Source organism: Rhizobacter sp. P5_A1, from assembly GCF_056400745.1.
The window spans coordinates 18,333-39,474 of sequence record NZ_JBFUKR010000001.1 but is presented as its reverse complement, the minus strand read 5'-3'; the positions used below and the strand labels follow the sequence as shown (position 1 = coordinate 39,474).

Here is a 21,142-nt window from a genome sequence, read left to right as displayed (position 1 = left end):
TTCAGTTCACCCCGGAGTTCCAGTGCAGCTTGCGCCGCAGCGTGGCGTAGTAGCTCCAGCCGCGCGGATGCAGGAAGCGCACCTGGCTCGCCGAGCGCCGCACGCGCACGCGGTCGCCGTGCAGCAGGCTCGCGAGCGACTGCATGTCGAAGCTGACGCTGGCATCGCGCCCGGCGACGATCTCGATGCTGATCTCGCCCGTGTCCGGCAGCACGATCGGCCGGTTCGACAGATCGTGCGGCGCGATCGGCACCAGCACCCAGCCGGCGATGCCCGGGTGCAGGATCGGCCCGCCGGCCGACAGCGCATAGGCGGTCGAACCGGTCGGCGAGCCGATGATCAGGCCATCGGAGCGGAAGTTCGCGACGAACTCGTCGGCGATGTCGACCTTCAGCTCGACCATGCTCGCGGCCGCGCCGCGGCTGACGACCACGTCGTTCATCGCGAAGCCCTCGAAGATCAGCGCGTCGTCGCGCCAGACGCCGCCTTCGAGCATCGTGCGGCGTTCTTCCTCGTAGTCGCCGGCGATCATCGGCGCGAGCGCTTCGGCGAACTGGCTGACATTGACATCGGTGATGAAGCCCAGGCGCCCCTGGTTGATGCCGACCAGCGGCGTGCCGAAGCGGGCCAGCTGGCGCGCGATGCCGAGCATCGTGCCGTCGCCGCCGACGACGATCGCGAGGTCGCAGTCGCGGCCGAGTTCGGCCACGGTCAGCGCGCCGAAACCGTCGATGCCGGTGTTCAGCGCGGTCTGCTGTTCGAGCGAGACTTCGAGGCCCTGGCGCGTCAGGAATTGGGCGATTTCCTCGAGCACATCGCGGATCCCCTGGGCCTGGTATTTGCCCACGAGCGCGGCGTGACGAAAGCGGTTGGCCATGCGCGGGATTACACCACAGCGACCCCTTTCGGCCGGCCGCCGAACACCCCTGCCCACGCCGTGCAACCTACAATCGAAACATGCTGGACGAGCGCGCGAAAACCCTGCTGAAAGCCCTGGTCGAACGCTACATCGCGGACGGTCAGCCGATCGGCTCGCGCACGCTTTCCCGCGCCAGCGGTCTCGAGCTTTCGCCGGCGACGATCCGCAACGTGATGGCCGATCTCGAAGACCTCGGTCTGATCGCGAGCCCGCACACCAGCGCTGGCCGCATCCCGACCGCGCGCGGCTACCGGCTCTTCGTCGACACGATGCTGACCGCGCAGCCCTTCGTCGGCATGGGTGCCGCGCCGCCGCAGTTGCCGCCCGACCAGCCGCAGCGCGTGATCGCGAATGCCGCGCAGCTGCTGTCGAACCTGTCGAGCTTCGTCGGCGTGATCACCGCGCCGCGCAAGGCGAGCGTGTTCCACCACATCGAGTTCATGCGCTTGAGCGAGCGGCGCGTGCTGGTGATCATGGTCGCGCCCGACGGCGATGTGCAGAACCGGGTGATCTTCACCGCGCAGGACTACACCCAGTCGCAGCTGATCGAGGCCAGCAACTACCTGACCACGAACTACCGCGGGCTGACGATCGAAGACGTGCGCGAGCGCCTGAAGACCGAGGTCGATGCGCTGCGCGGCGAGATCGCGACGCTGATGCAGGCCGCGGTCCAGGCCGGCAGCGAGGCGCACGCCGACAGCCAGGAGCAGGTCGTGATCTCCGGCGAGCGCAACCTGCTGACGGTGCAGGATTTCTCCAGCGACATGGGCAGTCTGCGCAAGCTCTTCGACGTGTTCGAGCAGAAGACCCAGCTGATGCGCCTGCTCGAAGTCAGCAGCCGTGCCGAGGGCGTGCGCATCTACATCGGCGGCGAGAGCATGGTCGTGCCGTTCGAGGAACTCTCGGTCGTCTCGGCGCCGTACGAGGTCAACGGCCAGATCGTCGGCACGCTCGGCGTGATCGGGCCGACGCGCATGGCCTACGACCGGATGATCCAGATCGTCGACATCACGTCGCGGCTGGTCAGCAACGCGCTGAGCACCAAGTAGCGGCGAGCCACGAGCCACGGGCCGCCCGCTGCCTACAATCCCCCAGCTTCGGGCCGCTAGCTCATGATGGTTAGAGCAGCAGACTCATAATCTGTTGGTGCCGTGTTCGACTCACGGGCGGCCTACCAAAATCCAGCCGATGACCGACGACCCGATCGAACGACGCCTGACCGATCTGGAGGTCAAGGCCAGCTTCGCCGAAGACCTGGTGGACCATCTGAACCGCCTGGTCGCACGCCAGCAGGACCAGATCGACTGGCTGCTGCGCGAGGTCGCCGTCTTGCGCCAGCAGGCGCCGACCGCTGAGACCAACGCAACGCGCGACCCGCGCGACGAATTGCCGCCGCACTATTGACACGTGCGCCGCGGCTGCGCCAGGAAGACGGGCGAAAACATCTTCGCAAAAATCTTGGCAAAAGAGGAATAAATATCTTTTAAATCAATGAACTATGCATGCCTGAATGTTGGCAAAATGGTTCTGCATGTGCGACTCGCCTCACCAGTTCGAGCCGCTGCTTCCATCCACCCGGCAGCAGGGGCCGTTGCTCGCCAAGGCGCATGACCTCGCGCGGGCGGCCACCCAGCTGGCCGGCCAATCCATCGCGCCGGAGCTGCGTGTGCTGCTGCGCGGCATGAACTCGTACTACACGAACCGCATCGAGGGCCAGCACACGCGCCCGCACGAGATCGAACAGGCACTGCGCAAGGACTTCTCCCACGACAAGAATCTCGCAGCCCGCCAACGCCTCGCCGTGGCCCACATCGAGGCGGAGACGGCGATCGAGCAGCGCTATGTCGGCGATGCCGGCGCCGAGCGTCTCTACAGCGTCGGCGCCGTGTGCGATCTGCACCGCGAGCTGTTCGCGCGTCTGCCGGCGCATGATCTCGCCACACCTGAAGGCGAACCGATCGTGGCGGGCGAACTGCGTCCGCGTGATGTGCGGGTCGGCGAGCATGTTGCGCCGTCCCACGCGAGCCTCGATGCGCTGCTCGAACGCTGGGCCGCGTTCTATCGCGGCGTGCGTCGCGGCGAGGCGTCGCTGGTCGCGTTGGCGGCGGCGCACCAGCGGCTCGGCTGGGTCCATCCGTTCATCGACGGCAATGGCCGCGTGATGCGGCTGCACACCCACGCCATGCTGAATGCACTCGGCTACACGAACGGGCTGTGGTCACCGCTGCGCGGCTTCGCGCGCTCCACCGAGCGCTACTACGCGCTGCTGGCCGACGCGGATGCGCCGCGCCGCAGCGATCTCGATGGTCGCGGCAACCTGAGCGAGCAGGCGCTGGTCGCATGGATCGACTACGTGCTCGATGTCTGTCTCGATCAGGTCCGCTTCATGACGGGCCTGCTCGATCTCGCGGCCATGGAGCGCCGCATCGCGGCCTGCCTCGCGTTCGAGGAGCAGACCCTGCGATCGGGTGTGCGCCGCGAGGCGCTGCGTCCATTGCATTACTTGTTCCTGACCGGCGGCGAGCTCGAGCGGGGCGAGTTCAAGGCGATGACCGGCCTGGGCGATCGCACGGCCGTTTCGGCATTGACGGCGCTGGTCAAGCGCGGCTTGCTGAAGTCCGACACGCCGCAGGGCAAGCTGCGCTTCGGGTTGCCGCTGCATGCGCTGCGCTTCTACTTTCCGGCGCTGTGGCCGGAGGCCGAGGCCGACGCCGAAGGCCATTGAGGCCTCGTCGGCTCAGCCCCACACCTCCCACACCGTCGCCCTGACCGCATCGACCGTCGCCGCGCGCCGGCCATCGGCTGCGGCGACCCAGCACAGCCAGGTGTGCGAGCGCCAGCCGTTCCAGATTTTCAACTCGCCGTTGCGCTCGGCCTGCGCCGCCTGGTCAAGGCGCAGCAGCCCGGCGCCCATGCCGCTGGCGACCATGCTGCGCACACCGCTTTCGCTGTCGGCGGTCTGGCCCGGACGGTACTCCCGGCCGGCCGACACGAACAGCGCTTCGACATGCGCGCGCAGGATGCACGAAGGCGGCGTGCCGACCCAGGGCAGCGCGGTCAGCTCGGCCAGCGTGATGTCGCTGTGCGGCGTCGCGGCGGGCAGCGTCACGACCAGGTCTACCGCGCCGAGCCGGCGCAGCTCCAGGCCTTCGACCGCCTCGCTGTCGCTGAGCACATAGGCACAGTCCAATTCGCCGTTCTGCACCGCTGCCAGCGTCTGGTACGACAGTCCCTGGCGCAGCTGCAGCGTGACGTGCGGGTGCCGCTCGGCGAGCTTGACCAGCACCTCTCCGAGCCGCAGCGCGACCGGATCGACGACGGTGCCGAAGCGCACGACGCCTTGCGCGACGCCGCGCAACTGCTCGGCGGCCGAGCGCAGCCGCGTCGCCGACGCCAAGGTGCGCTCGGCTTCCTCGAGCAGGCGCTGGCCGGCCTCGGTCAGCGCCATGCCGCGCGGCGTGCGCTCGAAGAGCTTGACGCCGAGTTCGTCCTCCAGCGCCTTCAGCTGCGCGCTGACCGCGGGCGCGCTGGTGAACACTCGCTCGGCGGCGCGGGTCAGGCTGCCCTCCTGCGCGATCGCGACGAAGGTCTTCAGTTGATAGAGCTCCATGGCGCCGATTCTGGGCGCTGCGCGTGCGCCTGTCCGTTCGCAAATCCTGAGACCCGGCTCCAAAGATGCGAATGGCGCTGCCGCAGCCGGGCGCCGATGCTTCGCCGCATTCATTGTCTGCGGAGCTTGTTGCATGTTCACGAAGCCACGCGCGCTCGGCGCTGCCGCGCTGCTGCTCGCCACCTCCGGCTGGGGTGCGATGTTCCTGGTCAGCAAGGGCGCGCTGCACGAGGTCGATCCGGTCTGGTTCACGCTGATCCGCTACAGCCTTTCGGCCCTGGTGTTCGTCGCGCTGCTGGCACCGCGTGGCGCGGTGCCGTGGCGCAAGCTGCGCGTGCATGCGGCGCCGCTGGCGCTGCGCGGCGTCGCCGGCTTCGGCGTCTTCAGCGTGATGCTGCTGATCGGGCTGGCGCACTCGCTGCCGTCGCACGGCGCGGTCATCATCGCGACGACGCCAATGACCACGCAGCTGCTGCGCTGGACGCTCGATGGCGTGCGGCCGACGCGCGCGACGCTGCTGACCAGTGCGCTGGCGCTCGCCGGCGTGGTCGTCGTCTCGGGCGTGCTCTCGAACGACCACACGGGCGCACCGACCGGCTTCGGCGATGCGATCGCATTCGTCGGCACGCTCGGCTGGATCGCGTACACGCGCGGCACCGCGCGTTTCGCCGCGCTCGACGTGCTCGAATACACCGCGCTGACGGTGCTCGCGTCGTGGCCGCTGCTGCTGCTCGGCGCGGTGCTCGCGACGATCCTCGGTCTGGCCCACGCGCCGAGCGCGGCCGGCCTCGCGCTGTCATGGCATGCGCTGCTGTATGTCGGCCTGGTGTCCTCGGCGATCGCGGTGCTGGCCTTCAACTACGGCGTGCGCGCGCTCGGCGCCGCCACGGCGACTGCCTTCCTGAATTTCGTGCCGATCTCGGCGCTGCTGCTCAGCGTTGCGCTCGGCAAGCTGCCCTCGGCCAATGAACTCGTCGGCATCGCGATGGTGGTCGGCGCGCTGCTGATCCACACGGCGAAGAGCGCTTCGGGGTATGGTGCTGTCCGCACCGTCGCCCCCATCCACCCGAACCCGAACGCCTGCCGCGTCAGCCCATGAGTCATCTCTTCACACCCTTGCAGATCGGCCCGCTGCGGATCGACAACCGCATCGTGATCGCGCCGATGTGTCAGTACTCGGCGAACGAAGGCACGCCGATGGACTGGCACATGATCCACCTCGGCCACCTCGCGCTCTCGGGCGCCGGCATGCTGATCGTCGAAGCGACCGCGGTGCTGCCCGAGGGGCGCATCACGGCCGGCGATCTGGGCCTGTACTCGGACGCGAACGAGGCCGGCATCGCGCGCGTGCTGGCCGCGATGCGCGCGCATGCGCCGATCAAGGTCGCGCTGCAGCTCGCGCACGCCGGCCGCAAGGCCTCGAGCCGCGCGCCCTGGGAGGGCGGGGCGCAGATCCGCCTCGGCGAGCCCGGCGCCTGGCAGGCCGTGGCGCCGTCGGCGCTGCCGCACGCGTCGACCGAGGATGCACCGCTGGCGCTCGACGCCGCCGGCCTGGCACGCGTGCGCCAGGGCTTCGTCGACGCGACCCGCCGCGCCGCGCGGCTCGGGCTGGACGGCATCGAGATCCACGGCGCGCACGGCTACCTGCTGCACCAGTTCCTGTCGCCGATCGCGAACCAGCGCGGCGACGAATACGGCGGCAGCCTCGAGAACCGGATGCGCTTCCCGCTCGAGATCTTCGACCTCGTGCGCGAGGCCTTCCCGGCCGACCGGCCGGTCTGGATGCGCATCTCCGCGACCGACTGGGTGCCCGGCGGCTGGGACATCGACGGCACCGTCGCGCTCTCGCAGGCGCTCAAACGCCGCGGCTGCGCGGCGATCCACGTGACGACCGGCGGGGTCTCGCCGCAGCAGGCGATCAAGCTCGGCCCGGGCTACCAGGTGCCGTACGCACAGCGCGTGAAGGCCGAGGTCGGCCTGCCGACGATCGCGGTCGGGCTGATCACCGAGCCCGAGCAGGCCGAGGCGATCATCGCCAACGGCGAAGCCGACGCGGTGTCGCTGGCGCGCGCGATGCTCTACGACCCGCGCTGGCCCTGGCACGCGGCGGCCAGGCTCGGCGCGAAAGTCGACGCGCCGCCGCAGTACTGGCGCTCGCAGCCGCGCGAGTTCAAGGACCTGTTCGAGAACGCGCGCTTCGGCGCGCGCTGAGCGAGCGGCGCTGCGCTGCGGCACGTCACTCGAGCGCGATCGCACCCGCGAGGTGCGAGGCCACGGTCGAGATGCGCCGCAGATGGCGTGACTCGGGGTGCGTCAGCAGCCAGAGCTGAGTCTCGCACTCGTCGAGCGGCGCGCTGATCGCAACCAGGTCGCTGCGGCCGCGCGCGAGGAACAGCGGCACGATGCCAATCCCGAGCCCGGCGACGATCCCGTCGAGCACCGACAGGATGCTGTTCGTCAGCATCCGCGGCACCACCTGCGGCAGGTGCCGGCGCCGCCAGCGTACGGACGGGTGCTCGGGCAGCGCGTCGTCGACCGCAATCCATGCTGCGCTCGCGAGATCCAACGCAGGCGCCTTGCGCCGGCCGCCCGGTCTGGCCGCATGCACCGCGACGCGAATCGGCCCGAGCTGTCGCCCGACCAGATGCGGCGGTGGGCGCTTCGTCGCGCGGATCGCGATGTCGGCCTCCCGCTGACTCAGGTTCGCGAGTTCGTTGCCGGCGTTGATCTCGAGCTGCAGCCGCGCGTGCAGCGTGGTCAACTCGCGCAGGGCCGGCAGCAGCAGGCCGTGCACGACCGTGTCGGTCGTGCTGATCCGCACCGTGCCGCTGACCGTGCCACGCTCCAGCTGCGCGGCCCCGCGGGCGGCCTCGAGCTCGGCCTCGATGCGCTCGGCGTGCTGCGCCAGTCGCAGGCCGAGCTCGGTCGCGCGGTAGCCGCTGCGCGAGCGCTCGAAGAGCCGCTGACCCAGCGCCTTCTCGGCGCGCTGGACAGTGCGAAAGACGGTCGAGCCGTCCACGCCGAGCAGCTGGCCCGCGCCCGCAAGGTTGCCGGCGCGCAGCAGCGCAAGCACCACGCCGAGCTCGGCGGGCCCAAGGCGAGATTGCATCAGTGCATTCATTGCTTGCTCGAGTGCCTATTTCAATGGCGATGATGCAATCATAAAGTCGCTTCACCCGCAACCCGTTGAACCCGAGGAACCCGTGATGAAGCTCTACTTCTCCCCCGCCGCCTGCTCGCTCGCCGTCCACATCGCGCTGCGCGAGGCCGGCCTGCCATTCGAGCTCGTGAAGGTCGATCTCGCGACGCACACGCTCGCCGACGGCAGCGACTACCGGCGCGTCTCGCCGCGCGGCTACGTGCCCTTGCTCGAGTTCGACGACGGCACGCGCCACACCGAAGCGGCCGCGCTGCTGCAGTACGTCGCCGACCGCGAAGCGTCGCTGGCGCTGATCGGCGCTCCCGGCAGCCCACGCCGCCAGCGCGTGACCGAGTGGCTGACCTTCATCAGCAGCGAGCTGCACAAGGGCTTCAGCCCGTGGCTCTGGCACCGGGAAACGGCCGACTCGACGCGCGCCGCGGTGAAGGCCAGGCTCGCGCTTCGCTTCGCCGAGCTCGACCGCCACTTCGAGGCGCACGAGCACCTGAGCGACGGCTTCAGCGTCGCCGATGCTTATGCGTTCACGATCCTGAACTGGGCCGGCCTGCTCGGCATGTCGCTGGCGGCGTATCCGCAGCTGCAGGCCTACCTCGCCCGCATCGCCGCGCGCCCACAGGTGCAGGCCGCAATGCGCGCCGAGGGACTGCTCAAGTGACTGCGCCGCGGCTGACGCTGGTCTCGCATGCGCTGTGTCCGTACGTGCAGCGTGCCGCGATCGTGCTCGCGGAGAAGGGCGCGTCGTTCGAGCGCCGCGAGGTCGATCTTGCGAACAAGCCGGACTGGTTCGGTGCCATCTCGCCGCTCGGCAAGACGCCGGTGCTGCTGGTCGATGGCACGCCGGTCTTCGAGTCCGCCGTGATCTGCGAGTACCTCGACGAGACGATCGCGCCGCGCCTGCACCCGGCCGATCCGCTGCGGCGCGCGCAGCATCGCGCGTGGATCGAATTCGCGTCGGCGCTGCTCGGCGACATCGCCGGCTTCTACAAGGCGCCCGACGCTGCGGCGCTGGCCGCATGCCGCGATCGACTCGCCGCGCGCTTCGCGCGCATCGAAGCCGCGCTGTCGGGCGACCCGTTCTTCGGCGGTGCGGCGTTCGGTCTCGTCGACGCTGCGTTCGCGCCGGTGTTCCGGTACTTCGACGTGATCGATCCGCTGCGCGACTTCGGCATCTTCGACGGCGCGCCGCGGGTTCGCGGGTGGCGGGGCGTTCTTGCGCAACGCCCGTCGGTCATCGGCGCCGCCGCCGCGGACTATCCGCAGCGGCTGCGCACGTTTCTCGCGGAGCGGCGATCGGCGCTGTCGCATGCGCTCTTCTGTTGAACGGGGTTCGGCCCGCTATGCTTCGCGGCTGGCGCGCCGGCACGATCCCTGCGTCGGGCGGCGAGACACGCGCATCCAACCATCCTCGGAGATTCTCTCGATGAAATCGTCGTTCTCGACCGCCCGACTCGCCGCCCTCGCGCTCGCCGCACTGACGACGCTGGCCGCGCAAGCCCAGCTCAAGATCGGCGTGATCGCCTCGGCGACCGGCCCGACCGCGGCGGTCGGGATCCCGCAGAAGAACAGCGCGGCGCTGCTGCCGAAGAAGATCGGCAATCTCGATGTCGAGTACACGGTGCTCGACGACGCCTCCGATTCGACCCAGACCGTCGCGCTGCTGAAGAAGCTGCTGATCGACAAGGTCGACGCGATCATCGGGCCCTCGGGCTCGCCGAACTCGATGGCGGCGCTGCAGTTCATCTCCGAGGCGAAGACGCCGATGCTCGCGCCGGTCGGCACGACCGCGGTCGTGTTGCCGATGGACGAGCAGAAGCGCTGGGTCTTCAAGACGACGCAGAACGACAGCCTGATCTGCGAGGCGCTGGTCGCGCACATGGTCAAGAAGGGTGTCAGGACGGTCGGCTTCATCGGCTTCGGCGATGCCTATGGCGAATCCTGGTACCGCGTGTTCGTGCCGATGATCGAGAAGGCCGGCATCAAGCTGATCGCGAACGAGCGCTTCCAGCGCAGCGACCAGAGCGTGATCGGCCAGGCGACGAAGATCGCGGCCGCGAACCCCGACGCCGTGCTGATCGGCGCCGCCGGCGGCCCGACCGTGCTGCCGCACACGACGCTGGTCGAGCGCGGCTACAAGGGGCAGATCTACCAGACCCACGGCGCCGCGACACCGGACTTCGTGCGTCTGGGCGGCAAGGCGGTCGACGGCGCGGTGATGGCGGCGAGCCTGATGCTCGTGCTCGGCGAGGTGCCCGACAGCAATCCGTCGAAGAAGGTCGCGCTCGACTACATCGGCGCGTACGAGAAGCTCTACGGCACGAAGCCGGCGACCTTCGGCGCGAATGTGTTCGATGCCGGCCTGCTGCTGCAGCGCGCGGTGCCCGAGGCGCTTCGGCGCGGCCAGCCCGGCACCGAGGCGTTCCGCGCCGCGTTGCGCGACGCGCTGGAGTCCACGCGCGAGCTGGTCGGCACGCAGGGCGTCTACAACATGTCGGCCGCGGATCACTCGGGCTTCGACAAGCGCGGCCGCGAGCTGATGCAGTTGACGAACGGCGCGTGGCGCCTCATTCCCGAGTAAGCCGGAACGCCTAACCGTGCAGCCGGCTGTGCCGCGGCACGCTGGCGAGCAGGAACTCCATCTGGTCGGCCAGGATGCGGCGGCCGCGCAGGATCATGTCCTCGTGCAGGTTCGGCACGTAGGGCAGGTACATCAGCGACATGCTGAGCTCTTCGGGCAGGCGGTTGCCCTTGTGCCCGTTGCACGGCCGGCAGGCGGTGATGCAGTTCATCCAGGTGTCGTGCCCGCCGCGCGAGGTCGGCACGATGTGCTCGCGGGTCAGGTCTTCGAAATGGAAGCGGTGGCCGCAATACGCGCAGATGCCGCGGTCGCGCGCGAACAGCTTCGGGTTCGACAGCGCCGGCGTCTGGCGCCAGGCCCGGCTCGGCACCGAGCCCTTCACCGCGATGATCGGATGGACCTCGATGCGCGACTGCAACCCGGTGCGCCGCTGCGTGCCGCCGCGCAGCACGAAGAAGGCATCGCCGAGTGTCCAGGCGACGCCGTCGCTCGCGTAGATCACGGCCGCTTCCTTGGCCGAAATCCAGGCCTGCGGACGACCGGAAATGTCGAGTTGCAGTACTTCCATGAGGTTTCGAGCGTAATGCATCGGCGGGTGTTCCCTCAACCCCCGATCATGCGCCACCCGGCGGCCCGCGCCGGAGTGTCTCGAATTCGCCGCGCCGCGTCATCGGCGCGTCATGTTCGACCCGGATGTCAGGCCGGATACAGGCCGCGCTCGCGCGCCATCAGCCGGGTCAGCCCGAGCAGCGCGCCGATGTTCGGCATCGCGATGCCCAGCCGCGTGCCGATCTCGTGCACCGCGCCGACGAGCGCGTCGATCTCGAGCGGCCGGCCGGCCAGCGAATCCTGCAGCATCGAGGTCTTGAACGCGCCGAGCTGGCGCGCGACCGCCATGCGTTCGTCGCCCGACTGCGTGATCGTGCAGCCGATCTGCGCGCCGATGCGCGCCGCCTCTTCCATCGTGCCGAGCATGAAGGCGAGCACCAGCGGGTCGTCGATGATGTGGTGGCTCTCGGCGCCGGTCAGCGCCGACACCGGGTTCATCGTCATGTTGCCCCAGAGCTTGTACCAAATCTCGCGGCGGACATCGGTGCTGGCCTCGGTCTGGAAGCCGGCCTGCGCGAGTGCCGCGCTGACCGCGTCGGCGCGCGCCGAGCGCCCGCCGGCCGGCTCGCCGACGATCAGCCGGTCGCCGAAGCCGTGCCGGATCAGCGCCGGCTCCGGGCTCGAGCAGGTCAGGTGGACGACGCAGCCGAGCACGCGCTCGAGCGGCAGCAGCGCGGCGATGCGGCCGTCGGGGTCGACGCTGGCGAGCCTGCGGTCGGCGAGTGCGACGCCCGCCGGCGCGGCCTGCAGAAACCACCACGGCACGCCGTTCATCGCCGGCATCACGATCGTCTCGGCGCCGAGCAGCGGCTGCATCGACGCGGCGGCCGCGGCGAGCGCCGGGCCCTTCAGCGCGGCGATCACGAGGTCTTGCGCGCCGAGCGCGGCGGCGTCGTCGCTGGCGGCGATCCGCACGCTCGTCTGCTGGCCGGCCATCACCAGACGCAGCCCGCGGTCGCGCAGCGCCGTGAGCGTTGCGCCGCGCGCGAGTGCGCTGACTTGATGCCCGGCCGCCGAGAGTCGCGCGGCCATCAAGCCGCCGACGGCGCCCAAACCCACCACTGCGATCTTCATCGATGACCTCGGCGCGCTGGCCGCCTGTTGCGTGGCCGGAGATGGTAGCAACGGCGCCGTGGGGGACGCGCTTTTCGGGTTAACCCTCGAGACCGGGGTGCGGCCGCGCCGGCTTCTAGGCACGGCAGCCTAGAAAAACAGCGGAAATCGACGCCGGGACACGCCACGGTCATTCAATCCTCTGCAAAATAGCACGATCGTTCGTTTTAATGTCCAGCCTCGCTGGCCGCACGCCAAAGTGACCGACCCGACGCTCCTGCACGAAGAACCCCAGCGCGACGCCGCTGCCCCTGCCGCGAGCGCCTCGCGCCCGCTGATGAAGGGGCGGCAAACACGCGCGGCGATCCTCGACGCGGCGCTCGCGCTCGCCTCGCAGATGGGGCTCGAGGGGCTCTCGATCGGCGCGCTGGCCGAGGTCACGCAGATGAGCAAGTCGGGGGTGTTCGCGCACTTCGGCTCGCGCGAGGAACTGCAGATCTCGGTCGTGCGCGAGTACCACGCGAAGTTCGAGGAAGAGATCTTCGTGCCTTCGATGAAGGCGCCGCGCGGCCTGCCGCGGCTGCGCGCGATGTACGACCGCTGGTTCAAGCGCGTCTCGGTCGAGATCGACGCGGGTTGCATCTACATCAGCGGCGCGGTCGAGTTCGACGACCGGCCCGGTCCGGTGCGCGACGCGCTCGTCAGCATGGTGCAGACCTGGCACGCGGCGCTCGTGCGCGCGATCCGCCTCGCGATCGACGAAGGCCACCTGCGCGCCGACACCGACCCGCAGCAGATGCTGTTCGAGATCCACGGCCTGGTCCTCGCGCTGCACCACGACGCGCGCTTCCTGCGTCGCCCGGGCGCCGATGCGCGTGCCCGCGCCGGCTTCGAGAACGTGCTGTCGCACTACATCGCGGCGCCCGCCGCGGCCGCGCCGCCGGCGCGCCGCAAGCGCAGCGCCGCATCCACTTGATCCGATTTCACCCTCCAGGAGTTTCCATGCCCCAATACACGCCGCCGTTGCGCGACATGCAGTTCGTGATGCACGAAGTGCTCCAGGTCGTCAATGAACTGAAGGCGCTGCCCGCGCACGCCGACATCGACGTCGACACGATCAACGCGGTGATCGAGGAAGGCGGCAAGTTCGCCGCCAACGTGCTCGCGCCGATCAACCAGGGCGGCGACGAAGAAGGCTGCGTGCTCGACAAGAGCACCCACGAGGTCAAGGCGCCGACCGGCTTCAAGGCCGCCTATGCGACCTACGTCGAAGGCGGCTGGCCGGCGTTGAGCTGCGACCCGGCGTTCGGCGGCCAGGGCCTGCCGCACATCGTGAACCAGGCGATGTACGAGATGATGAACTCGGCGAACCAGGCCTGGACGATGTACCCCGGCCTCTCGCACGGCGCCTACGAGGCGCTGCACGCGCACGGCTCCGACGCGCAGAAGGCGACCTACCTGCCCAAGCTCACCAGCGGCCACTGGACCGGCACGATGTGCCTGACCGAATCGCACTGCGGGACCGACCTCGGCCTGCTGCGCACAAAGGCCGAACCCCAGCCCGACGGCAGCTACAAGCTGACCGGCAACAAGATCTTCATCTCGGCCGGCGAACACGATCTGGCCGAAAACATCATCCACCTGGTGCTGGCGCGCCTGCCCGATGCGCCGAGCGGCTCGAAAGGCATCTCGCTGTTCGTCGTGCCGAAGTTCCTCGTCAATGCCGATGGCTCGCTCGGCAGCCGCAACCCGATCTTCTGCGGCGGCCTCGAGCACAAGATGGGCATCCACGGCAACGCGACCGCGCAGCTGAACCTCGATGGCGCGGTCGGCACGCTGGTCGGCCAGCCGAACAAGGGCCTCGCGGCGATGTTCGTGATGATGAACGCGGCACGGCTCGGTGTCGGCATGCAGTCGCTGGGGCTGACCGAGGTCGCGTACCAGAACGCCGTGGCCTACGCGAAAGACCGCATCCAGATGCGCTCGCTGTCGGGCGTGAAGAACCCCGACAAGCCGGCCGACACGATCATCCATCACCCCGACGTGCGCAAGATGCTGCTGACCGCGCGCGCCTATGCCGAGGGCGCGCGCGCACTGGCGATGTGGACGACGCTGCAGCTCGACAAGGAACTCGCGAGCGACGACGCAGACGTGCGCGCCGAATGCGCCGACCTGGTCGCGCTGGTCACGCCGATCGTCAAGGCCTTCTTCACCGACAACGCCTGGATCGCGACCTCGCACTGCATGCAGGTCTTCGGCGGCCACGGCTACATCCGCGAGTGGGGCATGGAGCAGTTCGTGCGCGATGCGCGCATCAACATGATCTACGAGGGCACGAACACGATCCAGTCGCTCGACCTGCTGGGCCGCAAGGTGCTCGGCGACAACGGCGCGAAGCTGAAGAAGTTCGGCAAGCTGGTCGCGCAGTTCGTCGAGGACGAAGGCACCAGCGAAGAGATGCAGGAGTTCGTCAACCCGCTCGCCGACCTCGGCGACAAGGTCACGAAGCTGACGACCGAGATCGGCATGAAGGCCTTCAAGAACCCCGACGAGGTCGGCGCCGCGGCGGTCGACTACCTGCGCGTCTGCGGCCACCTGGTGTTCGCGTACTTCTGGGCCCGCATGGCCAAGGTCGCGCTCGCGAAGCTCGACGGCGGCGATCCGTTCTACCGGGCCAAGCTGACGACCGCGCGCTTCTATTTCGCGAAGCTGCTGCCCGAGACCGCGATGCTGATCCGCAGCGCGCGTGCCGGCTCGGCGCCGCTGATGGAGATGGACGAGGCGCTGTTCTGACCGGCCGCGCGGTCGATACCCAGGGAGACGACACACCATGATGCATCGCACCCGCCACCGCGGCACCGCTTTGAGCCTGTGCCTGTGCCTTTGCCTGTTCGCGTCGCTGGCCCAGGCGCAGGCCACACCGGTCGGCCTGTGGAAGACGATCGACGACGAGTCGAAGCAGGAGAAGTCTCTCGTGCGCCTCAGCGAAGCCGGCGGGGTCGTGACGGGCAAGGTCGAGAAGGTGCTGGACCCGACGAAGCAGAACGATGTCTGCGACAAGTGCGCCGACGAGCGCAAGGGCAAGCCCATCGTCGGCATGACCATCGTCCGCAACGCCAGGCCGGACGCCGACGACAAGGCGCTGTGGACCGGCGGCGACATCACCGATCCGAACAACGGCAAGACCTACAAGCTGCGCCTGAAGCCGATCGATGGCGGCAAGGCGCTCGAGGTGCGCGGCTACATCGGCCCGTTCTACCGCAACCAGACGTGGATCCGCGTTGAATGACAGTGGCCCCGAGTTTTCGTAATCAAGGAGTGAAGATGAACCGATTCCCCGTGCGCAAGGTCGCTGTCCTCGGTGCCGGCGTGATGGGCGCGCAGATCGCCGCCCACCTCGTCAACTGCAAGGTGCCCGTGATCCTGTTCGATCTGCCGGCCAAGGAAGGGCCGAAGAACGGCATCGTCACGAAGGCGATCGAAGGCCTGAAGAAGCTGAAGCCGGCGCCGCTCGGCATCAACGACGACGCGGCGCTGATCCAGGCGGCGAACTACGAGGAGCACCTCGAGCTGCTCCAGGAATGCGACCTGGTGATCGAGGCGATCGCCGAGCGCATGGACTGGAAGCTGGCGCTCTACCAGAAGATTGCGCCGGCGCTGGCGCCGCACGCGATCGTCGCGAGCAACACCTCGGGGCTGTCGATCACGAAGCTCTCCGAGGTGCTGCCCGAAGAGATCAGGCCGCGCTTCTGCGGCATCCACTTTTTCAACCCGCCGCGCTACATGGCGCTGGTCGAGCTGATCGCCACCAAGACGACGCAGCCCGAAGTCGTCGACCAGCTCGAGGCCTTCGTGACGACCGCGCTCGGCAAGAACGTCGTGCGCGCAATCGACACGCCGAACTTCGTCGCGAACCGCGTCGGCATCGCCGGCATGCTCGCGACGATGAAGGAGGCCGAGACCTTCGGCCTGAGCTACGACGTCGTCGACGACCTGACCGGCAAGAAGCTCGGCCGCGCGAGCAGCGGCACCTTCCGCACCGCCGACGTCGTCGGCCTCGACACGATGTCGCACGTCATCAAGACGCTGCAGGACAACCTCCAGAGCGATCCGTTCTTCGCCAGCTACGCGACGCCGAAGGTGCTCGCGATGCTGATCGAGCGCGGCGCGCTGGGCCAGAAGACCGGCGCCGGCTTCTACAAGAAGGTGGGCAGGGACATCCTGCGCCTGGACCCGACCAGCGGCGAATACGTTGCCGGCGGCGGCAAGGCCGACGAGATCGTCGCGCGCATCCTGAAGAAGGCACCGGCCGAGCGGCTGAAGCTGCTGCGCGAATCGAAGAACCCGCAAGCTGCATTCCTGTGGGCGATCCTGCGCGACAGCTTCCACTATGCGGCCGTGCACCTGGCCGACATCGCCGAGAGCGCGCGCGACATCGACTTCGCGATGCGCTGGGGCTTCGGCGTCAGCCAGGGTCCGTTCGAGCTCTGGCAGGCCGCGGGCTGGACGCAGGTCGCGCAGTGGGTCAAGGAAGACATCGATGCGGGCAAGGCGCTGAGCAGCGCGCCGCTGCCGGCCTGGGTGTTCGAGGGGCCGGTCGCCGAGAGCGGCGGCGTGCACCGTGCCGAGGGCTCGTGGAGCGCAGCGCACGCGCGCTGGGTCGCGCCGAGCACGCTGCCGGTGTACCAGCGCCAGGCCTTCCGCGAATCGGTGCTCGGTTCGGGCGCCGCGGCGCCGTTGAAGTCGGGCACCGAGGAGTTCAGGAACGACGAAGTCCGCGTCTGGACCCTCGATGGCGAGGTGCTGATCGCCAGCATCACCGCGAAGCTGCACCTGATCAGCCCGCTCGTCACCGAAGGGCTGCTCAAGGCCGTCGAGATCGCCGAGGCGAAGTACAAGGGCCTGGTGATCTGGTCGCCCGACGATGTGTTCTCGGCCGGCGCAAATCTCGAGGCGCTGATGCCGGTCTTCATGAAGAGCGGCGGCAAGGGCATCCTGCCCGAGGAGAAGAAGCTGCAGGACGCGATGCTGCGCATCCGCTACGCGAGCGTGCCGGTCGTCTCGGCGATCCGCGGCATCGCGCTCGGCGGCGGCTGCGAGCTGGCGGTGTACTCGGCGAAGCGCGTCGCGGCGATGGAGAGCTACCTGGGCCTGGTCGAGGTCGGCGTCGGGCTGATCCCGGGCGGCGGCGGCCTGACCTACATCGCGCGGCGTGCGGCCGAGATGGCGAGCGCGGGCAATGCCAACGCCGACATCTTCAAGTTCCTGTCCGATGGTTTCACGAACGCGGCGATGGCCAAGGTCGGCACCAGCGCGATCGAGTCGCGCAAGTTCGGCTACCTGCTGTGGAGCGACGTGATCGTGCCGCACAAGGACGAGCTGCTGTTCGTCGCCAGCCAGCAGGCGAAGGCGATGTACGAGAGCGGCTACCGCGCGCCGGCGCGCACGCTGTTCCCGGTCGCCGGGCGCAATGCGATCGCGACGATCAAGGCCCAGCTCGCGAACATGCGCGACGGCGGCTTCATCAGCGCGCACGACTTCCACATCTCGGCGCTGATCGCCGACGTGGTCTGCGGCGGCGATGTCGACGCCGGCTCGCTGGTCAGCGAGGAGTACCTGATGGCGCTCGAGCGCAAGCACTTCTGCGGCCTGCTCGACCACCCGAAGACCCAAGAAAGAATCATGGGCATGCTGCAGACCGGCAAGCCGGTCCGCAACTGAACGCGAAGAGGACCAGAACATGAGCAAGCAAGTTCAAGAGGCGTACATCGTTGCCGCCACCCGCACGCCGATCGGCCGATCGGGCCGCGGCTACTTCAAGAACACCCGACCCGACGATCTGCTCGTCGCCGCGATCAAGAGCGCGATGCGGCAGGTGCCGTCGCTCGACCCCAAGGCGATCGAGGACGCGATCATCGGCTGCTCGTTCCCCGAAGGCGAACAGGGCATGAACATGGCGCGCGTCGCGGTGGCGCTCGCGTTTTCGAATCCGATCGGCGGCGTGACCGTGAACCGCTTCTGCGCCTCCGGCCTGACCGCGATCCAGATGGCCGCCGACCGCATCCGCGTCGGCGAGGCCGACGTGATGATCGCCGGCGGCGCCGAATCGATGAGCCTGGTGCCGATGGGCGGCAACAAGCCCTCGTTCAACCCGGCCATCTTCGAGAACGACGAGAACGTCGGCATCGCGTACGGCATGGGCATCACGGCCGAGAAGGTCGCCGCGCAATGGAAGGTCTCGCGCGAAGCGCAGGACGCGTTCGCGCTCGAATCGCACCTGCGCGCGCTGCGCGCGCAGGCGGCGGGCGAGTTCACCGACGAGATGACGCCGATCGACGTCGTCTCGCGCTTCCCGAACCTGGCGACCGGTGAGCAAGGCGTGAAGACGCGCACCGTGAACCTCGACGAAGGCCCGCGCCCCGACACCTCGCTCGAAGGCCTCGCCAAGCTGAAGCCGGTGTTCGCGGCCAAGGGCAGCGTCACGGCCGGCAACAGCTCGCAGACCAGCGACGGCGCCGGCGCGTTGATCCTGGCGAGCGAGAAGGCGGTCAAGCAATTCGGCTTGACGCCGCTCGCGCGCTTCGTCAGCTTTGCCGCACGCGGCGTGCCGCCAGAGATCATGGGCATCGGCCCGATCGAAGCCATCCCGGCCGCGCTGCGCTACGCGAACCTCAAGCTCGACGACATGGGCTGGATTGAGCTGAACGAGGCCTTCGCGGCGCAATCCCTCGCGGTCATCAACAGCGTCGGGCTCGATCCGGCGAAGGTGAACCCGATGGGCGGCGCGATCGCCCTCGGGCACCCCCTCGGCGCCACCGGCGCGATCCGCGCCGCGACCGTCGTGCATGCGCTGCGCCGGCACAACCTGAAGTACGGGATGGTGACGATGTGCGTCGGTACGGGGCAGGGCGCGGCCGGCATCTTCGAGCGTGTCTGATCCGCGCGCGATGAATCCCGAACGGCGCAGCGCGTTGCGACGGGTCGGCCTCGTCGTCGGCGTCGGCGCGCTCGCGGCGCCGATGGTGGTCAGCGCCGTGCACCCGGCAGCGCTCGGCAGCGAGCGCTTCGCGTCGATCGACGCGGCGCTCCAGACGCTGGCGCAACTCAGAGGCTCGCCGCCGCGCATGACCGGCGTCTGGGACCTCGCGCAGGTGCTGCACCACGCGGCGCAGAGCATCGAGTATTCGATCAGCGGCTTCCCGGCCCCGAAGCCAGCCTGGTTTCGCGCGACCGTCGGCTCGTACGCGTTCGCGCTCTTCAATGCGGGCGGGCAGATGACGCACAGCCTGCACGAGCCGATTCCCGGCGCGCCCGACATCGCGCCCGGCCAGTCGCTGGCCCCGGCGATCGACCACGCGATCGGCGCGCTGCGGGCCTTCGAGCGCCACACCGGTCCGCTCGCGCCGCACTTCGCGTACGGTGCGCTCGACAAGCCTGCCTACACGCGGGCGCACCTGATGCATCTTGCGAACCACTGGACCGAGGCGGCTTGAGCATGGAACCACTGAATCTGGACTCGAACGACGGCAGCGCGCTCGCCGCGCGCCTGTACCCGTGCGATGCCGCGATCCAGGGCGCCGTGCTGATCGGCGGCGCGATGGGCGTGCGCCAGGATTTCTACCGGCCGTTCGCGCGGTGGCTCGCGACGCAGGGCTTCGCGGTGATGACCTTCGACTACCGCGGCATGGGCGATTCGCGCAGCGCCGCACAGACGAAATCGCTGCGCGGCCTGCACGCCGACCTGTTCAGCTGGGCCCGCGACTACGACACGGCGATCGACGCGCTGCGCGCGCATGCGCCCGGCGTGCCGCTCTACCTGATCGGCCACAGCCTTGGCGCGCAGTTGCCGGGCCTGTTGCGCAACCGCGGCCGGGTCGACGGGCTGCTGTCGGTCGCGGCCGGCAGCGGCTACTGGCGCGACAACGCGCCGCAGCTCAAGCGCATCGTGCTGTACTTCTGGCACGTGCTGGTGCCGGTGGCGACCGCGCTGTTCGGCTACTTTCCGGGCAAGCGCATCGGCAAGATCGGGGATCTGCCGCGCGGCGTCGTGCTGCAGTGGCGGCGCTGGTGCATGAACCCGCGCTACGTGGTGGGCGCCGAGGGCGACGCGGTGCGCGTGCAGTACGCGCAGGTGCGCTTCCCGGTCGTCGCGTTGTCGATCACCGACGACGAGCTGATGACCGAGCGCGGCACGCACGTGCTGATCGACTCGTACGCGAACGCGCCGCGGCGCGTCGAGCGGATCGCGCCGGCCGATGTGAAGGCCGCAAGGATCGGCCACTTCGGATTCTTTCGCGAGCAGTTTCAATCATCCCTGTGGGCGCGCAGTGTCGCGCTGTTGCAGGGTTTCCAACCGCCGCCGGGCCGCCCCAAGGCGGTGACGCACCCTTGGGGGGCCGACGCCGAAGGCGTCTTGGGGGCACCATGAAGCAGCAGGAGACGAGTGCATGAGCATCAAGACAGCCACGCTGAACGGCGTCGCGACGATCGAGATCGCGCGCCCCGAGAAGAAGAACGCGATCACCGGCGCGATGTACCACGCGATGGCCGCCGCGCTCGATGCGGCGAAGGCCGACGCCACGGTGCGCGCGGTGCTGATCACCGGTCAGCCCGGCATCTTCACGTCCGGCAACGACATCGAGGACTTCATGCAGCGCCCGCCCGGCGAGCCGCCGGCCTTTGTGTTCATGCGGGCGCTGATGGGCTGCGACAAGCCGCTCGTCGCCGCGGTCACCGGCGCGGCGATCGGCATCGGCACGACCTTGCTGCTGCACTGCGATTTCGTCTACGTGTCGGACGAGGCGCGCCTGGCGATGCCGTTCGTCAGCCTCGGTCTGGTGCCGGAGTTCGCGTCGAGCCTGATCGTGCCGCAGCTGATGGGCAACGCGCGCGCGGCCGAGAAGCTGCTGCTCGGCGACCCGTTCACCGGCGCCGACGCGGTCGAGTGCGGCATCGCGAACGCGGTGCTGCCGGCGAACGAGGTCGCGAACCACGCACGGCGCATCGCCGAGCGCTTCAACGCGCTGCCGCCGGGCGCGGTGCGCGACACGAAGACGCTGATGCGCCGAGCGCGCGCGCAGCTCGCGAGCGAGACGATCGTGGCCGAAGGCGAGATCTTCGCCAGGCGCCTGCGCAGCCCCGAAGCGCAGGAGGCCTTCGGTGCGTTCTTCCAGAAGCGCAAGCCCGATTTCTCGAAATTCTGAGATGATGAAACGC

General features: G+C 69.1%; 21 protein-coding genes and 1 tRNA gene. 17 read left to right on the top strand and 5 right to left on the bottom strand.

Annotation, left to right across the window (positions count from 1 at the left end):
* Position 1: 1 nt before the first annotated feature.
* The gene (locus tag AC1DTW_RS00200) at positions 2-877 is read right to left on the bottom strand and encodes an NAD kinase (RefSeq protein ID WP_477977894.1); all 876 of its coding nucleotides are present in this window, start codon (positions 875-877) and stop codon (positions 2-4) included.
* 80 nt (positions 878-957) lie between these two features.
* Here AC1DTW_RS00200 and hrcA point away from each other — a divergent pair, with 80 nt between their 5' ends.
* From hrcA to AC1DTW_RS00180, 4 genes are all read left to right on the top strand, one after another.
* Positions 958-1,968: a heat-inducible transcriptional repressor HrcA gene (gene hrcA, locus AC1DTW_RS00195; protein ID WP_477977892.1), complete on the top strand. Its 1,011-nt coding sequence runs from the start codon at positions 958-960 to the stop codon at positions 1,966-1,968.
* A 50-nt stretch (positions 1,969-2,018) separates the two neighbouring features.
* A tRNA-Ile gene (locus AC1DTW_RS00190) sits at positions 2,019-2,096 on the top strand.
* An 11-nt stretch (positions 2,097-2,107) separates the two neighbouring features.
* A complete protein-coding gene (locus AC1DTW_RS00185) occupies positions 2,108-2,323 on the top strand; it encodes a SlyX family protein (RefSeq protein ID WP_477977890.1) in 216 nt (71 codons plus the stop codon).
* A gap of 127 nt (positions 2,324-2,450) precedes the next feature.
* The gene (locus AC1DTW_RS00180; protein ID WP_477977888.1) at positions 2,451-3,644 is read left to right on the top strand and encodes a Fic family protein; all 1,194 of its coding nucleotides are present in this window, start codon (positions 2,451-2,453) and stop codon (positions 3,642-3,644) included.
* Between the two features lie 12 nt (positions 3,645-3,656).
* On the opposite strand, the gene AC1DTW_RS00175 is transcribed toward AC1DTW_RS00180, so the two are convergent.
* Positions 3,657-4,529, bottom strand: a complete 873-nt coding sequence (locus AC1DTW_RS00175; protein ID WP_477977886.1) for a LysR family transcriptional regulator — start codon at positions 4,527-4,529, stop codon at positions 3,657-3,659.
* 133 nt (positions 4,530-4,662) lie between these two features.
* On the opposite strand from AC1DTW_RS00175, the gene AC1DTW_RS00170 reads away from it, so the two are divergent.
* Positions 4,663-5,628, top strand: coding sequence for a DMT family transporter (locus AC1DTW_RS00170; RefSeq protein ID WP_477977884.1), 966 nt, complete (start codon positions 4,663-4,665; stop codon positions 5,626-5,628).
* Positions 5,625-6,740: an NADH:flavin oxidoreductase/NADH oxidase gene (locus AC1DTW_RS00165; RefSeq protein ID WP_477977882.1), complete on the top strand. Its 1,116-nt coding sequence runs from the start codon at positions 5,625-5,627 to the stop codon at positions 6,738-6,740. The genes AC1DTW_RS00170 and AC1DTW_RS00165 overlap by 4 nt, the downstream gene beginning before the upstream one ends.
* Positions 6,741-6,765: 25 nt before the next feature.
* Here the strand turns inward: AC1DTW_RS00165 and AC1DTW_RS00160 are convergent, their stop codons facing one another.
* Complete coding sequence (locus AC1DTW_RS00160; protein WP_477977880.1) at positions 6,766-7,638, bottom strand: LysR family transcriptional regulator; 873 nt, start codon at positions 7,636-7,638, stop codon at positions 6,766-6,768.
* 97 nt (positions 7,639-7,735) lie between these two features.
* On the opposite strand from AC1DTW_RS00160, the gene AC1DTW_RS00155 reads away from it, so the two are divergent.
* The 3 genes from AC1DTW_RS00155 to AC1DTW_RS00145 all read left to right on the top strand — a co-directional run bounded on the left by AC1DTW_RS00155 (position 7,736) and on the right by AC1DTW_RS00145 (position 10,264).
* A complete protein-coding gene (locus AC1DTW_RS00155; RefSeq protein ID WP_477977878.1) occupies positions 7,736-8,344 on the top strand; it encodes a glutathione S-transferase N-terminal domain-containing protein in 609 nt (202 codons plus the stop codon).
* Positions 8,341-9,009 carry a glutathione S-transferase family protein gene (locus AC1DTW_RS00150; protein ID WP_477977876.1) on the top strand — a complete coding sequence of 223 codons (669 nt, stop codon included), beginning with the start codon at positions 8,341-8,343 and terminating at the stop codon, positions 9,007-9,009. The genes AC1DTW_RS00155 and AC1DTW_RS00150 overlap by 4 nt, the downstream gene beginning before the upstream one ends.
* A 100-nt stretch (positions 9,010-9,109) precedes the next feature.
* Complete coding sequence (locus AC1DTW_RS00145; protein ID WP_477977874.1) at positions 9,110-10,264, top strand: ABC transporter substrate-binding protein; 1,155 nt, start codon at positions 9,110-9,112, stop codon at positions 10,262-10,264.
* A gap of 10 nt (positions 10,265-10,274) precedes the next feature.
* Here the strand turns inward: AC1DTW_RS00145 and AC1DTW_RS00140 are convergent, their stop codons facing one another.
* Positions 10,275-10,832: an HNH endonuclease gene (locus AC1DTW_RS00140; RefSeq protein ID WP_477977872.1), complete on the bottom strand. Its 558-nt coding sequence runs from the start codon at positions 10,830-10,832 to the stop codon at positions 10,275-10,277.
* Between the two features lie 128 nt (positions 10,833-10,960).
* Entirely contained in the window at positions 10,961-11,947 is a 987-nt protein-coding gene (locus tag AC1DTW_RS00135) for a 2-dehydropantoate 2-reductase (protein ID WP_477977870.1), read from the bottom strand.
* Positions 11,948-12,263: 316 nt separating this feature from the next.
* Between AC1DTW_RS00135 and AC1DTW_RS00130 the strand changes: the two genes are divergently transcribed.
* From AC1DTW_RS00130 to AC1DTW_RS00095, 8 genes are read left to right on the top strand one after another with little or no spacing between them, the layout of a single operon-like run.
* Positions 12,264-12,902 carry a TetR/AcrR family transcriptional regulator gene (locus AC1DTW_RS00130; RefSeq protein ID WP_477978497.1) on the top strand — a complete coding sequence of 213 codons (639 nt, stop codon included), beginning with the start codon at positions 12,264-12,266 and terminating at the stop codon, positions 12,900-12,902.
* Positions 12,903-12,928: 26 nt separating this feature from the next.
* Positions 12,929-14,719, top strand: a complete 1,791-nt coding sequence (locus AC1DTW_RS00125) for an acyl-CoA dehydrogenase C-terminal domain-containing protein (RefSeq protein WP_477977868.1) — start codon at positions 12,929-12,931, stop codon at positions 14,717-14,719.
* Between the two features lie 37 nt (positions 14,720-14,756).
* Positions 14,757-15,215 (top strand): DUF2147 domain-containing protein, encoded by a 459-nt coding sequence (locus AC1DTW_RS00120; protein ID WP_477977866.1) that lies wholly within the window; start codon positions 14,757-14,759, stop codon positions 15,213-15,215.
* Between the two features lie 35 nt (positions 15,216-15,250).
* On the top strand, positions 15,251-17,647 hold the full coding sequence (locus tag AC1DTW_RS00115) for a 3-hydroxyacyl-CoA dehydrogenase/enoyl-CoA hydratase family protein (RefSeq protein ID WP_477977864.1): 2,397 nt from the start codon (positions 15,251-15,253) through the stop codon (positions 17,645-17,647).
* Between the two features lie 19 nt (positions 17,648-17,666).
* Positions 17,667-18,863: an acetyl-CoA C-acyltransferase gene (locus AC1DTW_RS00110; protein WP_477977862.1), complete on the top strand. Its 1,197-nt coding sequence runs from the start codon at positions 17,667-17,669 to the stop codon at positions 18,861-18,863.
* 10 nt (positions 18,864-18,873) lie between these two features.
* Positions 18,874-19,419 (top strand): DUF1569 domain-containing protein, encoded by a 546-nt coding sequence (locus tag AC1DTW_RS00105; protein WP_477977860.1) that lies wholly within the window; start codon positions 18,874-18,876, stop codon positions 19,417-19,419.
* Positions 19,420-19,421: 2 nt separating this feature from the next.
* On the top strand, positions 19,422-20,354 hold the full coding sequence (locus AC1DTW_RS00100) for an alpha/beta hydrolase family protein (protein WP_477977858.1): 933 nt from the start codon (positions 19,422-19,424) through the stop codon (positions 20,352-20,354).
* 19 nt (positions 20,355-20,373) lie between these two features.
* Complete coding sequence (locus tag AC1DTW_RS00095; RefSeq protein ID WP_477977856.1) at positions 20,374-21,129, top strand: enoyl-CoA hydratase; 756 nt, start codon at positions 20,374-20,376, stop codon at positions 21,127-21,129.
* The last annotated feature ends 13 nt before the right edge of the window (positions 21,130-21,142 follow it).